Raw genomic sequence first — 22,266 nt, 5'->3', positions numbered from 1 at the left:
GGTGGGATCGGCAACGCAGGGATCAGGCGCCGTAGTTCGTGATCCGGCCGCCGACGCCCACTCGCGTGCTCCCGCGCTGCGCGTAGCCGCCGTACGCCTGCGAGCCCTCGTAGAAGGTCCAGCCGCCGATCGTCATCCCGTGCACGCTGACGTGGGAGTTGCCGCGCAGCAACGAGAAGTGCACGTGCGCCCCGGTGCTCGAACCACCGCACGGCAGCTCGTTGCCGATGTTGCCGAGGTACGTGCCGGTGCGCACCGCGCTGCCGTTGGCCAGTGTCGTCAGGTTGTACATGTGGTAGTAGGTGGTGCTGTAACCGTTGTCGTGCACGACTTTCACCAGTGCGCTGCGGCCCACGACGCAGCTCTTGTAGACCCGGCCGTTGCCCGCGGACAGCACGCGGCCGTCACCGCCGTTGAAGTCGATGGAGCTGAACGGCCGGCTGTTGCCGCTGTTGCCGTGCGGGCCGCCGCCCATCCACCACGACACGTTCACCGGCCACGGCAGGCCGAGACCGGTCGGCGCGAGTGCCTGCGCGCGGCTGCTCTGGTTGGCCGCGAACGTCCGCTTCTCGCCGTCGCTGAGCACGCCGGAAGGCGCCAGCGCGGCCAGTTCGGCGAACCCGGAGGTGCCGTCGAGCTCGACCCGCCACGCGGATCGTTCCTTGCGGGCCAGGAACAACGCCATGTGCGGCGACCCGTGGTCCTGACCGTGGGCCATCGGGACGGTGGAGCTGCCGAACACCCACGCGCCGGACGCACGGGTCGGCTCGAACAGCGGTTCACGCAACGTCTGCGTGTCCCACTCCCGCTTCAACGCCTCGCCGTGCTGCTGGAGCACGGCGGAGCGGACGGTGGTGGCGAGATCGGGCGCGGCGGCGATCGCCGACGGCGTGACGAGCACCGCGGCACCGGCCACGAATGCGGAGAACAGCGCGGTGAATCGCCGCGCGGACAACGAACGGGACATGTGCCCTCCAGGGGAAGTCAGCACAAGGCAGGGGGTCGGCGGCTCTTGCAGGGGCCGCCGCGCCGATGACATACCGGTGGACCGGCACGGTCAAGGTCGCCCAGGCTGAGGACCCACCACTGTGGAACGTCCGCCAAAACTGTGGAGGAATACCCACCTTTTGTCGGGTTTTCGACCCGTGCCGGACTTCTAGACTGTTTCTTCCACAGTCGAAGGGCACGCCGTGGCCGTTCCTCCCGATGCGGGCGACGAGGTCGACGTGCGGCTGCGCGCCGGTCCGTTCCACGCCGCGCTGGGGGCCGCCATCGCGCACCGCGGCCTCACCCTGGAACGCCTGCGCGACCGGCTCGACCGGCGGGGCATCCACGTCAGCCTGTCCACGCTCAGCTACTGGCGGCTCGGCCGCAGCCGTCCCGAACGAGTGGACTCACTGCGCGCGGTGCAGGCCATCGAGGCCATTCTCGGCCTGCCCAGGCACTCTCTCGAAGCGTTGCTCGGGCCGCCGCGCCCGCGTGGCCGCTGGGCGTCGAAGCAGCAGCGGAGCCGCGACTTCGGACAGATGCTGGAACCCGCGCAGTCGCTGGCGGAGACCATGCAGGCGCTGATCGGACCGTCCGACGGTGACCTGCGCCTGTGGTCGCAGGACGACGCGGCCGCCGTGGACCGCCACGGTGCGCTCCGCTCGGTCCACACCAGACAGGTGCTGCGCGCGGTCGCGGGCCAGCCCGACCGCTACGTGGCCGTGTACTGCGCGGAAGGCGGCACGCCGCCGGACGCGTTGGACGTGGAGGCCGTGCGCGACTGCCGGCTGGGACGCGTGCGGCGGCACCACCGGGAGCCGGTGATCGCCGCGGAGCTGCTGTTCGACCACGTCCTGCCGGTGGGCCGGACGCACCTGCTGGAGTACCGGTTCACCATCGCCGAGACCGGCACGCGGTCCCACGACTACCGCCGCGCGTTCCGATATCCGGTGGGCACGTACGTGGCGAGCGTGCAGTTCACCGAACCCCGCCTGCCGGTGCGCTGCTACACCCTCGCGCAGCCCGGAGTGGACGCGACCCTGGCCCACGGCGACGAACTCACGCTCACGCCGGGGCGAGTGCTGCACGTGACGGCGAAGGACGTGCGGCCCGGCGTGCTCGGCATAGGCTGGGACTGGGACTAGACCCCGGAAATCAGACTTTGTGTTCGCGGTAATAACGCATGGCGCCGTTGTGCAGCGGTACCGGTGACGTCTCGATCGCCGACCGCTGCTCGATGGTGCGGGCCGCCGAGTGGGCCTTCACGAGTTCGGGTTGCCCCTCGAACAGCTGTCGCACCAACGCCTCGGCCACGTCGTCCGGCATCTTCTCGTTGACCAGCAGGAAGTTGCGCACGACGAGGGTGATGACGGGCCCGACCGGCCCGGACTGGAGGTTGTAGGTGGACGCGGGCAGCGTCGCCGAGCCGTAGACCGGCTTCTCCTTGCGGAACGTCGACAGCACGTCGCTCAGGTCGAGCATCCGCACGCCGAGACCCTTGGTGAGGTCGGTGATCGTCTTGGTGGGCAGGCCGCCCGACCAGAAGAACGCGTCGAGCCTGCCCTCGCGCATCGCCTGCGCGGAGTCGTCGAGGTTGAGGTTCACCGCCTCCGGGGTGACGCCCGCGGACTTGAGCAGCGCGCTCGCGATGATCTCGACGCCGGACTCCTTCCCGCCGATCGACACGCGCTTGCCCGAGAGGTCGCGCAGCTTCGTCACCGGCACGTCCGCGCGGACGATGACCTGGAGGTAGTCGTCGTGCATGCGGGCCAGCGCGCGCAGCTTCTCCGAGCCGGGGACGCCCTCGAGCGCGTCCGCCTGCGAGAAGCCGACCTGGGCCTGGTCGTTGATCAGCCGGGTGATGTTGTCCTTCGACCCGGCGGTGGCGACGACCTGGGGTTTCACGATGCCGAGACGGCCGCTCCAGATGTCCGCGAGGCCGTTGCCGAGCGAGTAGTAGACGCCGCCCGGGCTGCCCGTGGCCATCGTGATCTTGACGTCCGCGACCGTGCTGCTACAGCCCGTCAGGACCGTCGCGGCGGTCAGCAGGCTCACGGCGGCATGCATTCGTCCCAGCACCAGCGCATCGTGCCACGGGGGTCGTGCGTGATTGCACCCGACGAAGGTCCTGCCTGGTCAACGTGTGGATGTGCCCGCCTAGGGGCGGTCCGCGCGACTTGGGCGTGTGACCAGGAGTTATGGTTTTGGGCGTGAGTACCGCGCAGGTTCGCAAGAGCTTCCAGATCCGCACGTTCGGGTGTCAGATGAACGTGCACGACTCCGAGCGCCTCGCCGGACTGCTCGAGGACGCGGGTTACGAGCGGGCCACCGAGTCCGAGCAGCCCGATGTCGTCGTCTTCAACACCTGCGCGGTCCGCGAGAACGCCGACAACAAGCTGTACGGCACGCTCGGCCACCTCGCCCCGCAGAAGACGGCGAACCCGGGCATGCAGATCGCGGTCGGCGGCTGCCTCGCGCAGAAGGACCGCAGCGAGATCGTGCGGCGCGCGCCGTGGGTGGACGTCGTGTTCGGCACGCACAACATCGGGTCGCTGCCGGTGCTGCTGGAACGCGCGCGCCACAACGAGGAGGCGCAGGTCGAGATCCTCGACGCGCTGGAGACGTTCCCGTCTTCGCTGCCGGCCGCGCGCGACTCCGCCTACTCGGGCTGGGTGTCGATCTCGGTGGGCTGCAACAACACCTGCACGTTCTGCATCGTGCCGTCGTTGCGCGGCAAGGAGAAGGACCGCCGTCCCGGGGACGTGCTGGCCGAGGTGCAGACGCTGGTGGACGAGGGCGTGCTGGAGGTGACGCTGCTGGGCCAGAACGTCAACTCCTACGGCGTCGAGTTCGGCGACAGGCTGGCGTTCGGCAAGCTGCTGCGCGCGTGCGGGGAGATCGACGGGCTGGAGCGCGTCCGGTTCACCTCGCCGCACCCCAAGGACTTCACCGACGACGTCATCGCCGCGATGGCCGAGACGCCGAACGTGTGCCACAGCCTGCACATGCCGCTGCAGTCCGGTTCGGACCGGTTGCTCAAGGCGATGCGCCGCTCGTACCGCACCGAGAAGTACCTGGGGATCATCGAGAAGGTCCGCGCCGCGATGCCGGACGCCGCGATCACCACCGACATCATCGTCGGCTTCCCCGGTGAGACCGAGGAGGACTTCCAGGGCACGCTCGACGTCGTGCGCCAGGCGCGGTTCTCGTCGGCGTTCACGTTCCAGTACTCGAAGCGCCCCGGCACGCCCGCCGCCGACCTGCCGGACCAGCTGCCGAAGGCCGTCGTGCAGGAGCGGTTCGACCGGCTCGTGGCGTTGCAGAACGAGATGACGCACCAGCTCAACATCGAGCAGGTCGGCCGCACGGTCGAGGTGCTCGTCGCCACCGGCGAGGGCAAGCGCGACGCCGAGACGCACCGCATGAGCGGCCGCGCCCGTGACGGCCGCCTGGTGCACTTCACGCCTGGCGGTACCGCGCCGCGTCCCGGTGACGTCGTGGAGGCCGTCGTGACGTACGCGGCCCCGCACTACCTCGTCGCGGACGGCGAACCGCTGTCGTGGCGCCGCACGAAGGCCGGTGACCGCTCCGAGGCCGGCATCAAGCCCAAGACCGCGGGCGTCGGCCTGGGTCTGCCCTCGTTCGGAGCGCCCGCGCCACTGCCCGCCGCCGTCTCGGGGTGTGCGGCGCAGTGAGCGATCCACAAGAACAGGACGACTTCTTGCGCAAGGAAATCGACGCCGTCGAACACCAGGCCGCCAAGCGCATCGATCCCGGCACGGGCGCGCTGACGATCTCGATCGCGGTGCTCGCGATCCTGGTGTCGCTGATCCTGCCGTGGGTGGGGGAGCACACCGGGCTCGCGGTGCTGCTCGGCGAGTCGGACCTGTTCCTGCCCCGGCTGTTCTCGTTCCTCGCGCTGGGTGTCGGCGTGGCCGGGTCGGGCATCACCCTGGCCGCGCGCCGCTGGGGGCTCGCGTGGGTGTGCTCGCTCGGGCTCTTCGCGGGCTCGATCATCGGGGTGCTGTCGATCTGGACGCAGCAGACCACGACGAGCAACAAGACGGTCGGCCCCGGCCCCGGCATCGGCCTGATCATCGCGGCGATCGCCACGATCTACCTGCTGGTGAAGTGGCTGAAGATCGCGGCCTCGCGCCCGCCCCAGCTAGGAGAGACACAGCTGTCTGAGCAGCAGTAGCCCCTGAAACGACCGAGAGCCCCTCTTCCGGCTGGAGGAGGGGCTCTCGGTCGTTAGAACCTCTAGCGGGTCGCCAGGGCCTGCTCAGCGGCGGCGAGCCACTCGCGCCACTGGGCGGCCTGCGCCTCGGCCTGCTCGGTGCGGCGCTTGTCGCCCGCGGCACGGGCCTTGGCGGCCTGCGCCTCGAACTGCTCGACGCGCTCGCGGAACTGCGCCACGCGGGCCTCGGCCTCGGGGTCGGACCGGCGCCACTGGGCGTCGACCGCGCCGCGGACCCGCTCCTCGATGGTGCGGAGCTTGCCCTCGAGCTCGCGGATGCGTTCCCTCGGCACCTTGCCGATCGCGTCCCAGCGCTCCTGGATCTTGTAGAGGGCGTTGCGCGCCGCCTCCAGGTCGCCCGACGGGTCGATGCCCTCGGCCTCGGCGAGCAGCTCCTCCTTCAGCTTCGCGTTGGCCGAGAACTCGGCGTCCCGCTCGCTGAAGGCCTCGGAGCGCTTCTGGAAGAACGCGTCCTGCGCGGCCCGGAACCGCTGCCACAGCGCGTCGTCGGCCTCCTTGGGCGCACGCCCGGCGGCCTTCCACTCGACCATCAGCTCCTTGTAGCGACCGGCCGTGGGGCCCCAGTCGTCGGAGTTGACGAGCTTCTCGGCCTCGTCGACCAGTTCCTGCTTGGAGGCCTTCGCGACCGAACGCTGGCGGTCGAGGTCCGCGAAGTGCGAGCCGCGACGGCGGTTGAACGCGTCCCGGGCCTTCGAGAACCGGCGCCACAGCTGCTCGTCGGTCTTGCGGTCGACGCCGCGGATGGTCTTCCACTCGTCGAGGATCTGGCGCAGCCGGTCGCCCGCGACCTTCCACTGCGTCGACTCGTTGGCGATCGACTCGGCCTCGTCGACGAGCGCCTGCTTGCGCTGCACGGACTGGGCGCGGGCGGCCTCCTTGGCCTCCTTCGCCTTCTCCATGCCGGCCTCGGCCCGCTCCAGCACGTGCTCGACGCGGGCGGCCAGTGCCTTGAGGTCACCGACGACGGCGGCCTCGGCCAGCTGCTCCTTGACGTGCTTCGCGCTGGTCAGGGCGTGCTTGGGGTCGCCGGCGCCGGACGCGAGCCGCGACACGAGCAGCTCGACCTCGGTGCGCAGGTCGTCGAAGCGCCGCGCGAAGTGCGCGAGACCCTCGACGGGCTCCCCGGCCTGCCACGACCCGACCGCGCGTTCGCCGTCCTCGGTCTTCACGTACACGGTGCCGTCGGCGTCCACGCGCCCCCAGCGGTCAGGGTGGTCCGACGCCACGGGGACGGCCGGGGTGCTCGCGGGCGCCGCGGCGGTCTCCTTCGGCGTTTTCTCGACCACACCCTCGGCTGCACCCTCGACCGGTGCGTTCTCCGCCACGGCCTGCGGTGTGCTGTCCTGCTCCGACATCGCCGGTTCCTCCCGTCTGACGCCCGTGCCTGCCACGGGCGCCCCGCCACCAGGCGGGGCCAGTGCGATACGGGCGCTGGAGGGTCTCCCGTCCCCAGTTCCCCGCGCGCATTCAAACAGGTCAGAGCTCGACTCGGTACTGGGAGTCCACGATAGGTAGCCTCGTTCGTTGTGATCACCCGCGCTGCGGTGGTGCCGCACCCGCCTCTTCTGGTGCCAGAACTGGTGTCCGGCGCCGCTTTGGAAACCGAGTCCGTGCGCGCCGCAACCCTTGCGGCAGCAGGGAAACTGCCAGGTCCGTGGATCGCCGTCGCGGTCGACGACGGAGGGCGGGCGACCTACACACCACCGTTGTCGGGAAGTTTTCTCGGTTATGGGGTCGATGTGCGGGCGTCACTCGGCGGTGATCTGCCCGCGGACGCCACGATTCCGTTGCCAGTGCTAATCACCGCGTGGCTGCGGGAACGCTGCGCGGTCGAGGTGTCACGCGTTGAACTCGTTCCCCGTGACCTGCCCGTTTCGGACTGTGTCTCGTTTGGACAACAACTCGCCGCGGAGGACTGCGGGCTGTTGGTCCTCGGTGACGGATCGACGCGGCACGGTCCGCGTTCGCCAGGAGCGGACGACGAGCGTTCGGGACCTTTTGACTCCTTGGTCCACGGTCTGCTGGCCGGCGCCGACGTGGACGGCCTGCTCGGCCTCGACGTCGAGCTGGCCGCCGAGCTGGGCGCGCAGGGCAGGGCCGCGTGGCAGGTCCTCGCCGGGGTGCCCGGCCCGTGGCGTTGTTCGTCCGCCGAGTTCTTCGCACCGTTCGGCGTGGGCTACCACGTCGCTGTCTGGGAGCGCCCGTGATTGCGCCTATCGCCGTGGTCGGTCCTACCGCCACCGGCAAGTCCGACCTGGCTGTCCTGCTCGCGGAACGGTTCGGGGGAGAGGTCGTCAACGCCGACGCCATGCAGCTCTACCGGGGCATGGACATCGGCACGGCCAAGATGCCTCTGGCCGAACGCCGTGGGGTGCCGCACCACCTGTTCGACGTCCTGTCGGTCACCGAGACCGCGTCCGTCGCCGCCTACCAGCGCGAGACGAGGGCCGTCGTGGAGTCGTTGCTGGACGCCGGTCGGGTGCCGGTCCTCGTCGGAGGTTCGGGACTTTACGTCCAGGCCGTGCTGGACGACCTGAAGTTCCCCGGCACCGACGACGCCGTCCGCGAGCGTTTCGAGGCCGAGCTGGCGTCGCTCGGCTCCGAGGCGTTGCACCGGCGGTTGCAGGAGCTCGACCCGGCCGCCGCGATCGCGATCCTGCCGTCCAACGGCCGCCGCATCGTGCGCGCGCTGGAGGTCATCGAGCTGACCGGGCAGCCGTTCTCGGCGAACCTCCCCAAGCCCGGCCCCGCCCGCTACGGCACCGTCCAGATCGGCGTCGACCGCGAGGTGTCCGAACTGGACTCGCGCGTCGACCAGCGGGTGGACGCGATGTTCGCCGCCGGGTTGGAGAAGGAGGTGCGCGCGCTGGTCCGGATCGGGCTGCGCGAGGGCAAGACCGCATCCCGCGCGCTCGGCTACCAGCAGGTGCTGTCCGCAATGGACGGAGCCTGCACGATCGACTTCGCCGCCGAGGAGACCAAACGCGCCACCCGCCGGTTCGTGCGCCGCCAGCGTTCCTGGTTCCGGCGTGACCAGCGCATCACCTGGCTCGACGGTGCTGACCCGGATCTTTTGACCGCCGCCGGTAACCTTGTGCCGTGGAGTTCGTGAAGGGGCACGGCACGGAGAACGACTTCGTCGTCCTGCCCGACCTCGATGACCAGCTGGACCTGACCGTCGCGCGCGTCCAGGCGTTGTGCGACCGGCAGCGCGGCCTGGGCGCGGACGGCGTCCTGCGCGTGGTGCGGGTAGACGGCAAGTGGTTCATGGACTACCGCAACGCGGACGGTTCCATCGCCGAGATGTGCGGCAACGGCCTGCGCGTCTTCGCCCGCTACCTGGTCGACGCCGGTCACCAGCCGCAGGGCGAGTTCGTCGTGGGCACGCGCGCGGGCGACCGCACCGTGACGACGCACCCGGACGGCTCCGTCACCAACGACATGGGCCCCGCCCGCGTCACCGGTACCTCGATCGCCGCCGTCGACGGCGCCGGCATCGGCGGGTTCGCGGTCGACGTCGGCAACCCGCACCTCGCGTGCGTCACCGAGACGCCGGTCGAGTCGTTCGACCTGACCGTGCCGCCCGGCTTCGACCCGGTGATGTTCCCGCACGGCGTGAACGTCGAGCTGATCAACGTCATCGGTGACGGCGCGCTGCGGATGCGCGTCTACGAACGCGGCGTCGGCGAGACCCGCTCGTGCGGCACCGGCACCGTCGCGTCCGTCGCCTCGTGGCTCGCGGGCCAGGGCCGCACGACGGGGTCGGCGACCGTCGACGTCCTCGGCGGTCAGGTCTTCGTGACCGTCGAGCCGACGACGTCGACCCTCACCGGACCCGCCGTGCTCGTCGCACGCGGCGAGCTCGACAAGTCCTGGTGGGACGCCCTCGTCTGATCTTCGGCATCTGATATATCGGCTGCGATATATCAGTTCAGGTCGTAGACCTCGATCTTCCCGAGCCGCTCCGGCCTGACCACCTTCGGGTTCGAGTCGGGCGCGGTCAGGCACACCAGGCGGTCGTCGACGACGGCGACGGCGAACACCGTCTGCGTCGTCTCGACCCGGTGCGTGATCGTCCCGCCCTCGGTCACCCGGAACACGGCGGGCTGCAACGCCGGCGCCACCCACACGCCGTCGCCGTCGCCCGCGATCCCGTCCGGCGCGATCCCGTGCTCCTTGACCTCGGCCCACGTCCGGCGGCCGCGCAACGACCCGTCGAGGTCGACGGAGAACGCGGTGAGCTTGAACGCGACGGTCTCGGCGACGACGAGGATCTGGCCGCTCTCCGACTCGCCGGCCGGATCGGCCAGCAGCGCCATGCCGTTCGGGAACTTGAGGTCCTCGGCGACGACGCCGACGGAGCCGTCGGGCTGCACGAGGGCGAGTGAGGCGCCGAGCGGGTCGAAGTCGGGTTCGAGCAGATGCGGGATGCCGACCTCGTCGATCAGGCCGTGCAGATCGAAGCCGAAGTTGCCGACGTACGCGCGGCCCTCGGCGTCGACGAGCATGTCGTTGGCGTGGAAGGTCGCGATATCCGATATATCGGCGTGGACGACGAGGTCGTCGCCGTCGAGGCGGCGGACCGTGCGGTCGAGCATCGAGACGACGAGCAACCGCCCGTCAGGCAGCCAGCCGAGGCCCGACGGCTGCCCGTCGAAGGCGACGACGACCTCGTCGTCACCTGTCGCGAGGTCGAGGGCGTGCACCTCGCCCGCGTAGAAGTCGGAGTAGTAGAGGCGCCCGTCAGGACCGCGTCGCGGCCCCTCGCCGAAGTGAAGACCCTCGCGCACAACCTTCGTATCAGCCATGGGCCTCGACGCTAGACGCGGTGGGCAGGTCGCGCATAGTCCGCAACGGCGACACCAGCAGCCACACCATCCCGCCCACTGAGCCGACCAGCGACACCCACAGCGTCGGCACGACGCCGATCCACGTGCCGAGCCCGCCACCCAGCAGCGCGCCCAGCGGCGTCGAGCCCCACACGACCCAGCGGATCGAGGCGTTCATCCGCCCCAGCAGGTGGTCGGGGCAGATCGCCTGCCGGTAGCTCACCTGGCCGACGTTGTAGACGACGATGCCGAACACGCTGATCGCCAGTCCGACCATCGGCAGCACCAGGCCCCAGCCGTCCGAGACGAACGGCAACGCCAGGGTGAACGGCCAGGTCAGCACCGGGATGAGCCAGATCATCCTGGCCTGGCCTACGAGCAGTCCGATCTTGTACGCGAACGCCGCGCCGAGCACACCGCCGACGCCGCCCGCGCTCAGCACCAGTCCCGCGGTGCCCTCGCTCAGGCGCACGGTCTGGAGCAGGAACAGGATCAGCACGGCGTTCTGGATGCCGTGGAAGAAGTTCGACGTGCCGGTGCAGGCCACGATCATGCGCAGGGTGACGTTGCCGAAGACGAACCGCAGCCCCTCCATGATCTCGCGGCGCAGGTGCGGGTCGGGGTGCCGTTCCGGAGCCGGCTCGGCCGTCCGGATGCGCATCAGGAAGAACGCCGAGCTCAGGTAGCCGAGTCCGGTCGCGAGGACGCTGTTGGCCGCGCCGAGGAACTGGGCCCCGTACCCGCCGATGGCCGGGCCGGACACCTCCGCCACCGACAGGCTGGCCTGGAGCTTCGAGTTGCCCTCGACGAGTTGGCCGCGCCCGACCAGCGACGGCAGGTACGACTGGTAGGCGACGTCGAAGAACACCGTGCACACGCCCACGGCGAGGCTCACCACGATGAGCTGCGGCAGCCCGAGCAGGCCCAGCCACCAGGCGAGCGGCACGCTCAGCATCAGCGCGGCGCGCGCGACGTCCATCGCGATCATCAGCGGTTTGCGGCGCATCCGGTCGACCCAGACCCCGGCGGGCAGGCCGATCACCAGGAACGCCATCGTGCTCGCCGCGGCGAGCAGACCCATCTCGAACGGTGTCGCGTTCAGCACACCCGCCGCGAGCAGCGGGATCACCGTCATCCCCACGTTCGCGCCGAACTGGCTGATGGTGTCGCCCATCCAGAGCCTGCGGAAGTCGGGGTGCCCCCAAAGCGCCATGGCGGGGAGTCTGCGTCAAGTGATTGGAAACTGTCAATCACTTGGTACGCTCGACCCGTGCCACTTTCCAGGAAGCGACGCCCCGCGACGCAGGAGGAAGCGGCCGCGCTGAGCTCTGAGCTGCGGATTCGGATGATCCGCATGACGTTCGACCGCCCGCTCACGAACAAGGAGCTGGCCGAACGGCTCGGCAAGGACCCGGCCACGACGCTGCACCACGTGCGCAAGCTCGTCGCCGCCGGATTCCTCGAGGCGATGCCGCCACGCGCGGGCAACCGGGGGGCGAAAGAAATCCCCTATCGGTCGACAGGACTGTCCTGGCAGCTCGACAACAGCGAAAATGCGGTCGCCGTCGGTGAGGCGATGTTGCACGCTTTCCTCGGCGAGGTTGCCGACATCGGGCTCAGTGACGTGGATCAGAGCCGTCTGGTCGTCACCGTCGACCCGGAGGAACTAAAGCAGCGGCTCGCGTCGTTGATGGATGAGCTGGCCGCGCAACCGGTCAAGCCGGATGTTCCCCGTGTGGCGATCTACCTCGCGGTGTATCCGGGGGACTAACTGTCCGTGGGACGATGAAGGGCAAATGACGGAAAACATCCAGAGCACAGAGTTCGACCCCGAGTTCGACGCCACGTGGGACGAGGAGGAAGACTTCTCGACCGGCGACTTCGAACGCGTCGAGCGTGCCGCTCTGCGCCGCGTGGCGGGGTTGTCGACCGAACTTCAGGACGTCACCGAGGTCGAGTACCGCCAGCTTCGCCTGGAGCGGGTCGTGCTGGTCGGGGTGTGGACCGAGGGCACCGCGGCGGACTCCGACGCGTCGATGGCCGAGCTCGCCCGCCTCGCCGAGACCGCCGGTTCCGAGGTCCTCGAAGGCGTCGTGCAGCGGCGCGACAAGCCGGACGCCGCGACGTACATCGGCTCGGGCAAGGTCTCCGAGCTGCGCGACGTGGTGCAGGCGACCGGCGCCGACACGGTGATCTGCGACGGCGAGCTCTCGCCCGGCCAGCTGCGTCAGCTGGAGGAGAAGCTCAAGGTCAAGGTCATCGACCGCACCGCGCTCATCCTGGACATCTTCGCGCAGCACGCGCAGTCCAAGGAGGGCAAGGCGCAGGTCGAGCTGGCGCAGCTGCAGTACCTGATGCCCCGCCTGCGTGGTTGGGGTGAGTCGCTGTCCCGGCAGGCCGGTGGTCGTGCCGGTGGCGGCAACGGCGGTGTGGGTCTGCGTGGTCCCGGTGAGACCAAGATCGAGACCGACCGTCGCCGGATCCGCGCGCGCATCGCCAAGCTGCGCCGCGAGATCGCCGCGATCGGCGTCGTCCGCGAGACCAAGCGGGGCCGCCGCACGGCGAACGAGATCCCGAGCATCGCGATCGCGGGCTACACCAACGCGGGCAAGTCGTCGCTGCTCAACGCCCTGACGGGCGCGGGCGTGCTGGTGGAGGACGCGCTGTTCGCCACCCTCGACCCGACGACCCGCCGCGCGCTGACGCCCGAAGGCCTGCCGTACACGCTGACGGACACGGTCGGCTTCGTCCGGCACCTGCCGCACCAGCTGGTCGAGGCGTTCCGCTCCACGTTGGAGGAGGTCGGCGGTTCCGACCTGCTCGTGCACGTGGTCGACGGCTCCGACGGCATGCCGGAGAAGCAGGTCAAGGCCGTGCGCGAGGTCCTCGCCGAGATCAACGAGGAGTCCGGCACGCCGATGCCGCGCGAGCTGCTCGTCGTGAACAAGATCGACGCGGTGGGCGACCTGGGCATGGCGCGGCTGCGCCACCTGTTCCCGGACGCGTCGTTCGTGTCGGCGCACGCGGGCGTCGGCATCGAGGAACTGCGGGTGCGCATCGCCGAGCTGATGCCGCGTCCCGAGGTCGTCGTCGAGGCACTCGTGCCGTACGCGCGCGGCGAGGTCGTCGCCCGCGTGCACCGCGACGGCGAGATCCTGTCCGAGAAGCACACGGAGTCGGGCACGCTGCTGTCCGCCCGCGTGCGCCCGGACCTCGCCGGCGTGCTCGAGGAGTTCGCGACGAACGGAACGCCTGCTTGATCCCGCCTCCACCGGTGGACGTGTGCCCGGTAGCAATGCAGGAGCTCTCCGGGCTCACGTCCAACGGCACCGACTTCTTCGCCGTCAGCGACAGCGACAACGGCACGCTGCGCATCCAGGTCATGGGCCGCGACTGCGTCGTGAAGCGCACGATCACCGCGCCCGTCGACCCGTTCGACGTCGAGGACCTCGCGATGACGCCGGACGGCACCCTCTGGGCGTCCGACACCGGCGACAACAACAAGTCCCGCCCCACGGTCGCCCTGCACAAGGTCTCGCCCTCGGGCGCCGTGGAGCGGTACCGCCTGACCTACCCGGACGGCAAGCACGACGCCGAGGCGTTGATCATCGACAAGTCCGGAACGCCGTACATCATCACCAAGGAACCCCTGGGTTCCGCACTGGTATATCGCCCGACAGGCCCCCTTCGAACCGATATATCAGTTCCGATGGAGCAGGTCGCGCGCGTGTCGCTGTCGACGACGGACACCCCGGGCGGCCCCCTGGAGGGCACCCTCGACTCACGCCTGGTGACCGGTGCCGCCCAGACCGCCGACGGCTCCGTCATCGCCCTGCGCACCTACACCGACGCGTACCTCTACCCGGTCCCCGACGGCGACGTCCTCAAGGCATTGGCCGGCGACCCGGTCCGCGTCCCCCTGCCGAACGAACCCCAGGGCGAGGCCGTCGCGTTCGACCCGGACGGCACCCTGTTGTCCGCCTCCGAGGGCGTCGGCACCCCGATCCGAGCCGTCGCGGGCGCCGCGGCCCTGGCCCAGCCCCCGCCGCCGACGACCACGACGCCACCCCCGGCGGCCGCGGACGAACCCCAGGCCGCCGAGCCCGCGTCGACGTCGTGGCAGAACTGGCCGCTGGCCCTGACCCTGGGCGGCCTCGTGCTCGTCGCCGCCCTCGTCATCGGCCTGCGCCTGCGCCGCCGCGCCTAGGACTCCTTCGGGGGATCGGCGAGGAACGCGGCCATCCGAGGCAGGTCCGCCGCACGGACGCGACCGGTCAGGCGTCCGACGATCGCCCCGCCGGTGTTCCGCTGCACGACGTCCACCTCCACCCGGCCGTCGTCGCCCGGTTCGCAGTGCACGGTGAACTCGTCGTCGCCGACGCGCTGCAGGGCCTCGCCCTCGTGCAGGCCCAGAGCCTGCTCGAGCACCGCGACCAGCCGGTCCAGGTCCTCCGCTGGTTCCAGGTGCTCGAACTTGACGTGCTGCTGCTTGGCCAGGTCGACCATGTCCGGCGGCAGTTCGTTCGCTGTCAGCCGCGGAGTGCGGCTCAGCAGGACCGGAATGACCTTCTTGTTGTGCGCCAGCGCCTTGGTGATCTCGATGCGCACCCAGTCTTCCTGGGCGTCGTCGTGGGCCGCGAGCTCGTCACGCCAGGTGGGGCCGATGACCACCAGCATCGCCCGGCAGCTCTCCAGCGCTCCCATGATCGCTTTGTCGTAGCTCTCGCCCGGTGCCACCGACCGAGTCGCCCGGAACACGTCGTCACGCCCGAACAGCTGGGAGAGCTTCTCGTCGAGGTACGCGGCCACGTAGGCGTCGTGCGCCGAGCGGTAGCAGAGGAAGATGCTCGTCACCAGCGCCTCTTCAGGTCGGTGGGGGAGGCGCCCGGCAGCGGACCACCGGAGGTGGGCACCAGCGCCGCGGACAACTTGGGCGCGAGCTCGCGCACCGCCGGGTCCGAGTTCCAGCGGTTGAGCATCCTGGCCAGCTGACGCAGATCGCTGCGGATCGTCGCGGAGTGCGCTACCGCCGACACCTGGAGGAGCTCCTCGGTCAGGGCGCAGACGCGACCGATCTCGCGCAGGCTCGCCAGTGCCAGCGTGAGACGGGCGGCGATCTTCGCCCACGCCCTGCCGTTCGTCTTCTGGTCGTCGTCCAGTTCCGGGGCGAGGACCTCGACGGCCTCGGCGGGCATGCCCAGGTCGTACAGAGACCACCCCTCGGCCAGCTTCAGGGGATTCAGGATTCGCGTCGGGCCGGCGACCGGGCCGCTCTGCGCCCGCCGCTCTCTCTCGGCGAGCGCGTCCTGCTCGACCGCGCGATCCATGCAGGTGCGGAAACTCCGGAAGTCACCCGCGAGCGCGTGCCCCTGGGCCTCGCGGGACAGGCAGGAACTGAGCCTGCGCGGAGTGCGCGCGAACGTGCCCGCCTGTTTGGCGGACGTGATGGTGCCGTACGCGTCCTGCTGGTACAGCGAGATGTTCGCCTTGCGCACGTAGGCGTGGGCGATCATGTCGTCGTCCCCGATGATTTGCGCGAGTGCCGCGCTCCGGTCGATCCAGGCGCGCGCGGTGACGTCGTCTCCCGCCTCCTGGGTCATCCAGCCGGTGAAGTCGGTGAAGTGCGCGGTCAGCCGCAGGGCGTCGTTGCGCATCGGCCCGTGCAGAGCGTCCGCGAGCGACTCGAGCGCGGCGATGTGGGGAACGAGCATGCTCGCCACCACCGACGGGTTGAGCGTCTGACCGAGCTTGCGGACCTCGTCGTACATGCTTTCGAACGCGGACAGCGTCTGCTCGGCCTCGGTGTCGTCGAGCAGACGCGGCGTCGCGGCCGGAACGTCCTCGGGGACGGGCCGGGCAGGTGGAGGCGAAGCCGGAGGCTCGACTCGCGGCGCGAAGGGTTTCTCGTGCAGCGCGATGAGCTGCCCGTCCGCCTCGAGAACGGCATCGGCGACCCGCGCGAACTGCGTGCTCGGCGCCTTCTTGCCGGTCTCGATCTTGCTCACGAAGCCCTTGCTGTAGCGGACGCGCGCGGCGAACTCGGTGGCCGTCAGGCCGGCGGCGGCGCGACGACGCCGAAGCTCGGCCCCGAACTCCTCTGATCTGTCCATTGCCCACCTCGTCCAGGTCAACATCCTGGGCCAGTATGCATCATGAGCAGCTGGTTTCCCAATTAGGAAACTCTAGAAGAGGACGACCTATGCTGGTGGTGACGCGCGGACGGGGTGGATGCGATGACAAGGGCGAAACGGCCGGTGTTGGCCAGACTCACGGTGGCAGGGCCCAGCGAGCCGCCGAGCAGGTGGAGCAGCGTGATGGCCGCGGTCGCGGACGGGACCTCGCAGATCGCGGTGGGCGGTGCCCTGGTCACGACCTTCGGCGTTGAGTTCGCGAAGAGCTTCGTGGCTGGTGAGGTGGACGGGCGCTGGTGGTTCCTGGCGCTCGCGCTCGCGGGTCTGGCGGCCGTCCTGTTCGGCCTGCGGCAGCGGGGGACGGTGGGCAGCCGGACGGAGACCGGCATCGTGGTGGCCGCGGCCGGCCCGCGCGGCGGACACGCCCGGATCCGTCAGCTGGAGCAGCGCGCGGACAAGGTCGGCAAGTCCCTGTGCGAGTACACCTTGAAGGTCAACGTCGACCTGGACGCAGGTGATCGCGGTGTGCTGGACGACTTCGCCGACAAGACCGCGGAAGCGTCCGGGTGGGCGCAGTGGGCCGCACCGAGTGCCACCGCGATCAACCTGTTCCCGGCGATGGCGGAGAACGTCGGCTTCCTGTTCGGAGCCAAGATCTCGGACTACCCCTTCGCCCGCGAAGTGGTGGTGCACGAGATCGGGTCGGGCGGGACCACCATCAGCGTTCCGCTGCTGTCACCGCGAGCCGTCGACGGCGAGGTGACGTCGTACTACGGCCGGCTCCTGCACGTGGGCAACGGTGACATGACCCGCGTCGCCATCGCGCTGGACCTGCACGGCGCGGGTGACCAGTACTTCGGCCAGGTCAAGGCCACCTGCACACGCGACGGGATCGGCCAGTTGCTGATGATCACGCCACCGCCCGCACTGCGGAACGGGAGTGCGTCGGCACTCGCGGGTGTGGTGGACCTGGTCTGCCGCGAGTGGCAGGGGGCGTCGCTGAACGAAAGCGCGCGCACCGGACGGCACGCGATCTTCCTCAGCTGCCCGCTGGCGATGGCGGTCGTGCTCGGCGCCCGCCTGGCCTCGCGGGACCACGGCCGGTGGACCGCCTACGCGCAGGACCCCGCCGGGAACACCTACGAAGCCTTTCCGTTCTAATGCGACAGCCCGCCGTCCAGCTGACTGGAGCTGGGCAGCGGGCCGTCGGGAAGAACTACGGAAGGCGCCTGAGCACGGTCACGACCTTGCCCAGGATGGTGGCCTCGTCGCCGTTGATCGGCTGGTAGGCCGGGTTGTGCGGCATCAGCCACACGTGGCCGTCCTTGCGCTTGAACGTCTTCACGGTCGCCTCGCCGTCGATCATGGCGGCGACGATCTCGCCCTGGTCGGCGGTGGGCTGCTTGCGGATCACGACCCAGTCGCCGTCGGTGATCGCGGCGTCGATCATCGAGTCACCGACGACGCGCAGCAGGAACAGCTCGCCCTCACCGACGATCTCGCGCGGCAGCGGGAACACGTCCTCGATCGACTCCTCCGCCAGGATCGGCCCACCGGCGGCGATCCGGCCGAGCATCGGCACGTATGCGGGCGTCGGCTTGGACATCGGGTCGAGACCGGCGTCGATCTCGTTGGGCAGCATCCCGACCGCGCGCGGGCGGTTCGGGTCGCGGCGCAGGAAGCCCTTCCGCTCCAGCGCGCGCAACTGGTACGCGACCGACGAGGTCGACGTGAGACCCACGGCCTCACCGATCTCGCGCACGCTCGGCGGGTAGCCGAAGCGGTCGACCCAGTCGCGGATAACGTCGAGCACCTTGCGCTGACGCAGAGTCAGGCCGGCGTTCCCCGCGATCTCGTTCAGCTGTGTCTCCACCAGCGCGGGATCCGGGTCGATCGTCTTGCCTGCCACGGTCGCTGTCCTCCTCGCCGCCCCCAGTTCGAATGGGATTCCGGCCTCCGTCGATCTTCGTGGTCGACGGTAGTCGTGTTTGCTGCACAGATCAAACACCTGTTCGAGGTATTTGGGCGCGTGTTGTGGCGTTCGAAGAGAGGGTCTGGTAGAAATTCGCACGGACGTTCGATCGAACCCCTGTTCGATCAAGATGGCTGACCTGCGATGGAGGTCGTGATGGCGGTAGTCGTCGAGAAGCGGTTGCGCGTAGTCGAGGACGCGGATGTCGCAGCAGGACGTCCACTCCGTTCGGGTCCCCGGGTCATGCCGCGACGACCCGCCACGAGGCCGCACCCCGTCGTGGTGCCCGCCAAGCGCGAGTCGAGCTCGTGCGAGGTCCGTCCAAAGCGCGAGTCGTTGTTCGAACTCGTGGCGGTCGGCGTCTTGAGCGCACTCACGGTGGTCGCGCTCGGCGTGCTCTACCTACAGCAGGCGGGGGTCACCCCGTAGGTCTGCCCCTACATCTTGTGTTTCGGTGCCCGCTGGTGACGTGAACGCTCCGTCACTGGCGGGCTTTTTTGCGTAATCGCCGCTGATCGTCGGTGGTTCGCCCAACAGGGTGACACGCGATGCGCCGTGTCGAGTTGCGCAGGGGTTGGGTTGCGATCTAGGTTCTACCCCTACATCTAGTGGTTGCACCGTTGTAAGTAGTCCACAGGTTGTGGGTAACCCGACCAGTGTGGCTGCTGCAGTGGATGCTGCGCGGGGGAAGGGGTGAGGTGGCGTGCGGTGTCCGTTCTGCCGCCATTCGGACTCGCGGGTGGTCGACTCCCGCGAGGTCGACGAGGGTCAGGTGATCCGTCGTCGGCGCTCCTGCAACAGCTGCAGCCGCAGGTTCACCACGGTCGAAGAAGCGGTTCTCGCCGTGGTCAAGCGCTCCGGCGTGACGGAGCCTTTCAGTCGCGACAAAGTGGTCGTCGGCGTGCGCAGGGCGTGCCAGGGCCGCCCGGTCGACGAGGACGCGTTCCAGGTGCTCGCACAGCAGGTGGAAGAGTCGATCCGGTCGACGGGGTGTGCGGAGATCGCGAGCCACGAGGTCGGTCTCGCCATTCTCGGCCCCCTGCGGGAGCTCGACGAAGTCGCTTATCTGCGCTTCGCGAGCGTTTACAGGTCCTTCTCGTCCGTCGAGGACTTCGAGAAGGAAATTCTTGATCTTCGCACTGCGAGAGCCGAGGACGTACCGGCCGAGCAGTGATCCGCGCGCACTTAAGCGCGTGAGGCAACCATCTTTTTCCTAAGCACCAGCACGAGGGAGATCCACCGTGACCGAGACCGTCGGCGGCTCAGCCAAGAAGACAGCCGCACGGGCGGCTGCCAAGCCTGCCGCGCTGAAGGTCCAGCGCGTCTACACCACCGAAGGCCGCCACCCCTATGACGAGGTCACGTGGGAGCGCCGCGACGTCGTCATGACGAACTGGCGCGACGGCTCGGTGAACTTCGAGCAGCGCGGTGTCGAGTTCCCCGAGGCGTGGTCGGTGAACGCCACCAACATCGTCACCAGCAAGTACTTCCGCGGTGCCGTCGGCAGCGAGAAGCGCGAGCAGTCGCTGCGCCAGCTGATCGACCGCGTCGTGAAGACGTACGTGGGCGCAGGCAAGGAGCACGGCTACTTCGCGGGTGACGCGGACGCCGAGATCTTCGAGCACGAGCTCACCTACATGCTTCTGCACCAGGTGTTCAGCTTCAACTCGCCGGTGTGGTTCAACGTCGGCACGAGCTCGCCGCAGCAGGTCAGCGCGTGCTTCATCCTCGCGGTCGACGACACCATGGAGTCGATCCTCAACTGGTACCGCGAGGAGGGCCTGATCTTCAAGGGCGGCTCCGGTGCCGGCCTGAACCTCTCGCGCATCCGTTCGTCGAAGGAACTGCTGTCCTCCGGCGGCACCGCGTCGGGCCCGGTGTCGTTCATGCGCGGCGCCGACGCGTCCGCGGGCACCATCAAGTCCGGTGGCGCCACCCGCCGCGCGGCCAAGATGGTCGTCCTCGACGTCGACCACCCGGACGTCGAGGAGTTCATCGAGACCAAGGCGAAGGAAGAGAACAAGATCCGCGCGCTGCGCGACGCCGGGTTCGACATGGACCTCGGCGGCGCGGACATCGTGTCGGTGCAGTACCAGAACGCGAACAACTCGATCCGCGTCTCGGACGAGTTCATGCACGCGTACGAGGGCGGCAACGACTTCGGCCTGCGCGGCCGCCAGACCGGCGAGGTCATCGAGCGCATCGACGCCAAGGGCCTGTTCACCAAGCTGGCGAAGGCCGCGTGGGAGTGCGCCGACCCCGGCATCCAGTACGACGACACGATCAACGACTGGCACACCTGCCCCGAGTCGGGCCGCATCACCGCGTCCAACCCGTGCTCCGAGTACATGCACCTCGACAACTCGAGCTGCAACCTCGCGTCGCTCAACCTGATGAAGTTCCTCGGTGACGACGGCCGCTTCGACGCCGTCACGTTCGCCAAGGCCGTCGAGCTGATCATCACCGCGATGGACATCTCGATCTGCTTCGCGGACTTCCCGACCGAGCCGATCGCGGACACCACCCGCAAGTTCCGCCAGCTCGGCATCGGCTACGCCAACCTCGGCGCGCTGCTGATGGCGACCGGCCACGCGTACGACTCCGAGGGCGGCCGCGCGCTCGCCGCGACCATCACCTCGCTGATGACCGGTGTCTCGTACCGCCGTTCCGCGGAGCTCGCGGGCATGGTCGGCGCCTACGACGGCTACAAGCGCAACGCCACCGCGCACCAGCGCGTCATGCGCAAGCACGCCGCCGCCAACGACCTGATCCGCACCTACGGCGGCAACGACTCCGCCACGCACAAGGTCGCGACCGAGGCCTGGCAGCAGTCGCTGGAGATCGGCGCGAAGAACGGCTGGCGCAACGCCCAGGCGTCCGTGCTGGCCCCCACCGGCACCATCGGCCTGATGATGGACTGCGACACCACCGGTATCGAGCCGGACCTGGCCCTGGTCAAGTTCAAGAAGCTCGTCGGCGGCGGCTCGATGCAGATCGTCAACCAGACGGTGCCACGCGCCCTGAAGGCCCTCGGCTACCTGGACGAGCAGGTCGAGGCGATCGTCGAGTTCATCGGCGAGCACGGCCACGTCGTCGACGCGCCGGGCCTGCGCCGCGAGCACTACGAGGTCTTCGACTGCGCCATGGGCGAGCGTTCCATCGCGCCCATGGGCCACGTGCGGATGATGGCGGCCACCCAGCCGTTCCTGTCCGGCGCGATCTCCAAGACCGTCAACATGCCGGAGACGGCGACGGTCGAGGACGTCGAGGAGATCTACTACCAGGGCTGGAAGCTCGGCCTGAAGGCGCTCGCGATCTACCGCGACAACTGCAAGGTCGGCCAGCCGCTCTCGGCCGGCAAGTCGGCCAAGGCCGAGGAGAAGAAGTCCGAGACGGTCGTCGAGTACCGCCCGGTCCGCAAGCGCCTGCCGAAGAAGCGCCCGTCGCAGACCGTGTCGTTCACCGTCGGCGGCGCCGAGGGCTACCTGCACGCCGGCTCCTACCCGGACAACGGCCTCGGCGAGATCTTCGTCAAGCTCGGCAAGCAGGGCTCCACCCTCGCCGGCGTGATGGACGCGTTCTCGATGTCCATCTCGGTCGGCCTGCAGTACGGCATCCCGCTCGAGTTCTACGTCTCGAAGTTCCAGAACCTGCGCTTCGAGCCGGCGGGCATGACCGACGACCCGGACGTCCGCATCGCCACCTCGGTGCTCGACTACCTGTTCCGCCGCCTCGCGCTCGACTACCTGCCGTACGACAAGCGCGCGCAGCTCGGCATCTTCACCGCCGACGAGCGCTCGGCCCAGGTGGCGGGCGAGTACGGCGCCCCGGCGTCGTCCGACGTGGACCTCGAGGGCCTGCGCGGCTCCGTCGAGGCCGCCCCGGCGCAGGTCGAGGCGACCGTCGACACCCCGAAGCAGGTGGGCAGCTCGACCGAACTGCTCGAGCTGCACCTGGGCAAGGCCGCCGACGCGCCGCTGTGCATGACCTGTGGCACGAAGATGCGTCCGGCCGGCTCGTGCTACCTGTGCGAGGGCTGCGGCAGCACCTCCGGCTGCAGCTGATCGCTGACCGTCTGACCCCGCAGTC

21 protein-coding genes are annotated in these 22,266 nt (G+C 69.4%); 13 read left to right on the top strand and 8 right to left on the bottom strand.

The window, feature by feature from the left end:
- Window positions 1-22 precede the first annotated feature (22 nt).
- Complete coding sequence (locus JNUCC0626_RS22395) at window positions 23-967, bottom strand: M23 family metallopeptidase (RefSeq protein WP_394621732.1); 945 nt, start codon at window positions 965-967, stop codon at window positions 23-25.
- Between the two features lie 223 nt (window positions 968-1,190).
- On the opposite strand from JNUCC0626_RS22395, the gene JNUCC0626_RS22390 reads away from it, so the two are divergent.
- A complete protein-coding gene (locus JNUCC0626_RS22390) occupies window positions 1,191-2,132 on the top strand; it encodes a hypothetical protein (RefSeq protein ID WP_394621731.1) in 942 nt (313 codons plus the stop codon).
- 10 nt (window positions 2,133-2,142) lie between these two features.
- On the opposite strand, the gene JNUCC0626_RS22385 is transcribed toward JNUCC0626_RS22390, so the two are convergent.
- Complete coding sequence (locus tag JNUCC0626_RS22385; RefSeq protein WP_394622076.1) at window positions 2,143-3,054, bottom strand: TAXI family TRAP transporter solute-binding subunit; 912 nt, start codon at window positions 3,052-3,054, stop codon at window positions 2,143-2,145.
- 143 nt (window positions 3,055-3,197) lie between these two features.
- On the opposite strand from JNUCC0626_RS22385, the gene miaB reads away from it, so the two are divergent.
- Together miaB and JNUCC0626_RS22375 are read left to right on the top strand one after the other, a co-directional pair.
- Entirely contained in the window at window positions 3,198-4,682 is a 1,485-nt protein-coding gene (gene miaB / locus JNUCC0626_RS22380; protein ID WP_394621730.1) for a tRNA (N6-isopentenyl adenosine(37)-C2)-methylthiotransferase MiaB, read from the top strand.
- Window positions 4,679-5,185: an Rv2732c family membrane protein gene (locus JNUCC0626_RS22375; protein ID WP_394621729.1), complete on the top strand. Its 507-nt coding sequence runs from the start codon at window positions 4,679-4,681 to the stop codon at window positions 5,183-5,185. The genes miaB and JNUCC0626_RS22375 overlap by 4 nt, the downstream gene beginning before the upstream one ends.
- 62 nt (window positions 5,186-5,247) lie before the next feature.
- On the opposite strand, the gene JNUCC0626_RS22370 is transcribed toward JNUCC0626_RS22375, so the two are convergent.
- Complete coding sequence (locus tag JNUCC0626_RS22370; RefSeq protein ID WP_394621728.1) at window positions 5,248-6,600, bottom strand: DUF349 domain-containing protein; 1,353 nt, start codon at window positions 6,598-6,600, stop codon at window positions 5,248-5,250.
- Between the two features lie 171 nt (window positions 6,601-6,771).
- On the opposite strand from JNUCC0626_RS22370, the gene JNUCC0626_RS22365 reads away from it, so the two are divergent.
- From JNUCC0626_RS22365 to dapF, 3 genes are read left to right on the top strand one after another with little or no spacing between them, the layout of a single operon-like run.
- Entirely contained in the window at window positions 6,772-7,452 is a 681-nt protein-coding gene (locus JNUCC0626_RS22365) for a class III extradiol dioxygenase subunit B-like domain-containing protein (protein WP_394621727.1), read from the top strand.
- Entirely contained in the window at window positions 7,449-8,357 is a 909-nt protein-coding gene (gene miaA, locus JNUCC0626_RS22360) for a tRNA (adenosine(37)-N6)-dimethylallyltransferase MiaA (RefSeq protein ID WP_394621726.1), read from the top strand. Before JNUCC0626_RS22365 ends, miaA begins: the two co-directional genes overlap by 4 nt.
- Complete coding sequence (gene dapF / locus JNUCC0626_RS22355; protein ID WP_394621725.1) at window positions 8,345-9,139, top strand: diaminopimelate epimerase; 795 nt, start codon at window positions 8,345-8,347, stop codon at window positions 9,137-9,139. The genes miaA and dapF overlap by 13 nt, the downstream gene beginning before the upstream one ends.
- Before the next feature lie 32 nt (window positions 9,140-9,171).
- Here dapF and JNUCC0626_RS22350 read toward each other — a convergent pair whose 3' ends face one another.
- The gene (locus JNUCC0626_RS22350; protein WP_394621724.1) at window positions 9,172-10,053 is read right to left on the bottom strand and encodes an SMP-30/gluconolactonase/LRE family protein; all 882 of its coding nucleotides are present in this window, start codon (window positions 10,051-10,053) and stop codon (window positions 9,172-9,174) included.
- Window positions 10,046-11,287, bottom strand: coding sequence for an MFS transporter (locus JNUCC0626_RS22345; protein WP_394621723.1), 1,242 nt, complete (start codon window positions 11,285-11,287; stop codon window positions 10,046-10,048). The genes JNUCC0626_RS22350 and JNUCC0626_RS22345 overlap by 8 nt, the downstream gene beginning before the upstream one ends.
- 57 nt (window positions 11,288-11,344) lie before the next feature.
- Here JNUCC0626_RS22345 and JNUCC0626_RS22340 point away from each other — a divergent pair, with 57 nt between their 5' ends.
- From JNUCC0626_RS22340 to JNUCC0626_RS22330, 3 genes are read left to right on the top strand one after another with little or no spacing between them, the layout of a single operon-like run.
- Entirely contained in the window at window positions 11,345-11,845 is a 501-nt protein-coding gene (locus tag JNUCC0626_RS22340; protein WP_394621722.1) for an ArsR/SmtB family transcription factor, read from the top strand.
- Between the two features lie 25 nt (window positions 11,846-11,870).
- The gene (gene hflX, locus JNUCC0626_RS22335) at window positions 11,871-13,334 is read left to right on the top strand and encodes a GTPase HflX (protein WP_394621721.1); all 1,464 of its coding nucleotides are present in this window, start codon (window positions 11,871-11,873) and stop codon (window positions 13,332-13,334) included.
- A gap of 35 nt (window positions 13,335-13,369) precedes the next feature.
- Window positions 13,370-14,281: a hypothetical protein gene (locus tag JNUCC0626_RS22330; RefSeq protein WP_394621720.1), complete on the top strand. Its 912-nt coding sequence runs from the start codon at window positions 13,370-13,372 to the stop codon at window positions 14,279-14,281.
- Here JNUCC0626_RS22330 and JNUCC0626_RS22325 read toward each other — a convergent pair.
- Together JNUCC0626_RS22325 and JNUCC0626_RS22320 are read right to left on the bottom strand one after the other, a co-directional pair.
- On the bottom strand, window positions 14,278-14,928 hold the full coding sequence (locus JNUCC0626_RS22325) for a toll/interleukin-1 receptor domain-containing protein (RefSeq protein ID WP_394621719.1): 651 nt from the start codon (window positions 14,926-14,928) through the stop codon (window positions 14,278-14,280). The genes JNUCC0626_RS22330 and JNUCC0626_RS22325 overlap by 4 nt on opposite strands.
- Entirely contained in the window at window positions 14,925-16,184 is a 1,260-nt protein-coding gene (locus JNUCC0626_RS22320; RefSeq protein ID WP_394621718.1) for a helix-turn-helix domain-containing protein, read from the bottom strand. The genes JNUCC0626_RS22325 and JNUCC0626_RS22320 overlap by 4 nt, the downstream gene beginning before the upstream one ends.
- A gap of 123 nt (window positions 16,185-16,307) precedes the next feature.
- Here JNUCC0626_RS22320 and JNUCC0626_RS22315 point away from each other — a divergent pair, with 123 nt between their 5' ends.
- The gene (locus JNUCC0626_RS22315; RefSeq protein ID WP_394621717.1) at window positions 16,308-17,366 is read left to right on the top strand and encodes an SAVED domain-containing protein; all 1,059 of its coding nucleotides are present in this window, start codon (window positions 16,308-16,310) and stop codon (window positions 17,364-17,366) included.
- A gap of 55 nt (window positions 17,367-17,421) precedes the next feature.
- Here JNUCC0626_RS22315 and lexA read toward each other — a convergent pair whose 3' ends face one another.
- A complete protein-coding gene (gene lexA / locus JNUCC0626_RS22310) occupies window positions 17,422-18,099 on the bottom strand; it encodes a transcriptional repressor LexA (RefSeq protein ID WP_394622075.1) in 678 nt (225 codons plus the stop codon).
- Window positions 18,100-18,333: 234 nt separating this feature from the next.
- Here lexA and JNUCC0626_RS22305 point away from each other — a divergent pair, with 234 nt between their 5' ends.
- The 3 genes from JNUCC0626_RS22305 to JNUCC0626_RS22295 all read left to right on the top strand — a co-directional run bounded on the left by JNUCC0626_RS22305 (window position 18,334) and on the right by JNUCC0626_RS22295 (window position 22,241).
- Entirely contained in the window at window positions 18,334-18,606 is a 273-nt protein-coding gene (locus tag JNUCC0626_RS22305) for a hypothetical protein (protein WP_394621716.1), read from the top strand.
- 274 nt (window positions 18,607-18,880) lie between these two features.
- Window positions 18,881-19,351 (top strand): transcriptional regulator NrdR, encoded by a 471-nt coding sequence (gene nrdR / locus JNUCC0626_RS22300; protein WP_394621715.1) that lies wholly within the window; start codon window positions 18,881-18,883, stop codon window positions 19,349-19,351.
- Between the two features lie 67 nt (window positions 19,352-19,418).
- Window positions 19,419-22,241: a vitamin B12-dependent ribonucleotide reductase gene (locus JNUCC0626_RS22295; RefSeq protein WP_394621714.1), complete on the top strand. Its 2,823-nt coding sequence runs from the start codon at window positions 19,419-19,421 to the stop codon at window positions 22,239-22,241.
- The last annotated feature ends 25 nt before the right edge of the window (window positions 22,242-22,266 follow it).

Origin of the sequence: Lentzea sp. JNUCC 0626, assembly GCF_043632865.1 — a bacterium.
Classification (GTDB): Bacteria; Actinomycetota; Actinomycetes; order Mycobacteriales; family Pseudonocardiaceae; genus Lentzea.
This window is presented reverse-complemented; position numbering and strand designations above follow the sequence as displayed.

What these genes read in the sequence shown, in the direction of transcription:
- JNUCC0626_RS22395 (WP_394621732.1), bottom strand. Translation starts at nt 967, where the DNA reads ATGTCCCGTTCGTTGTCCGCGCGGCGATTCACCGCGCTGTTCTCCGCA.
- JNUCC0626_RS22385 (WP_394622076.1), bottom strand. Translation starts at nt 3,054, where the DNA reads ATGCATGCCGCCGTGAGCCTGCTGACCGCCGCGACGGTCCTGACGGGC.
- JNUCC0626_RS22370 (WP_394621728.1), bottom strand. Translation starts at nt 6,600, where the DNA reads ATGTCGGAGCAGGACAGCACACCGCAGGCCGTGGCGGAGAACGCACCG.
- JNUCC0626_RS22350 (WP_394621724.1), bottom strand. Translation starts at nt 10,053, where the DNA reads ATGGCTGATACGAAGGTTGTGCGCGAGGGTCTTCACTTCGGCGAGGGG.
- JNUCC0626_RS22345 (WP_394621723.1), bottom strand. Translation starts at nt 11,287, where the DNA reads ATGGCGCTTTGGGGGCACCCCGACTTCCGCAGGCTCTGGATGGGCGAC.
- hflX (WP_394621721.1), top strand. Translation starts at nt 11,871, where the DNA reads ATGACGGAAAACATCCAGAGCACAGAGTTCGACCCCGAGTTCGACGCC.
- JNUCC0626_RS22330 (WP_394621720.1), top strand. Translation starts at nt 13,370, where the DNA reads ATGCAGGAGCTCTCCGGGCTCACGTCCAACGGCACCGACTTCTTCGCC.
- JNUCC0626_RS22320 (WP_394621718.1), bottom strand. Translation starts at nt 16,184, where the DNA reads ATGGACAGATCAGAGGAGTTCGGGGCCGAGCTTCGGCGTCGTCGCGCC.
- JNUCC0626_RS22315 (WP_394621717.1), top strand. Translation starts at nt 16,308, where the DNA reads ATGACAAGGGCGAAACGGCCGGTGTTGGCCAGACTCACGGTGGCAGGG.
- JNUCC0626_RS22305 (WP_394621716.1), top strand. Translation starts at nt 18,334, where the DNA reads ATGGCGGTAGTCGTCGAGAAGCGGTTGCGCGTAGTCGAGGACGCGGAT.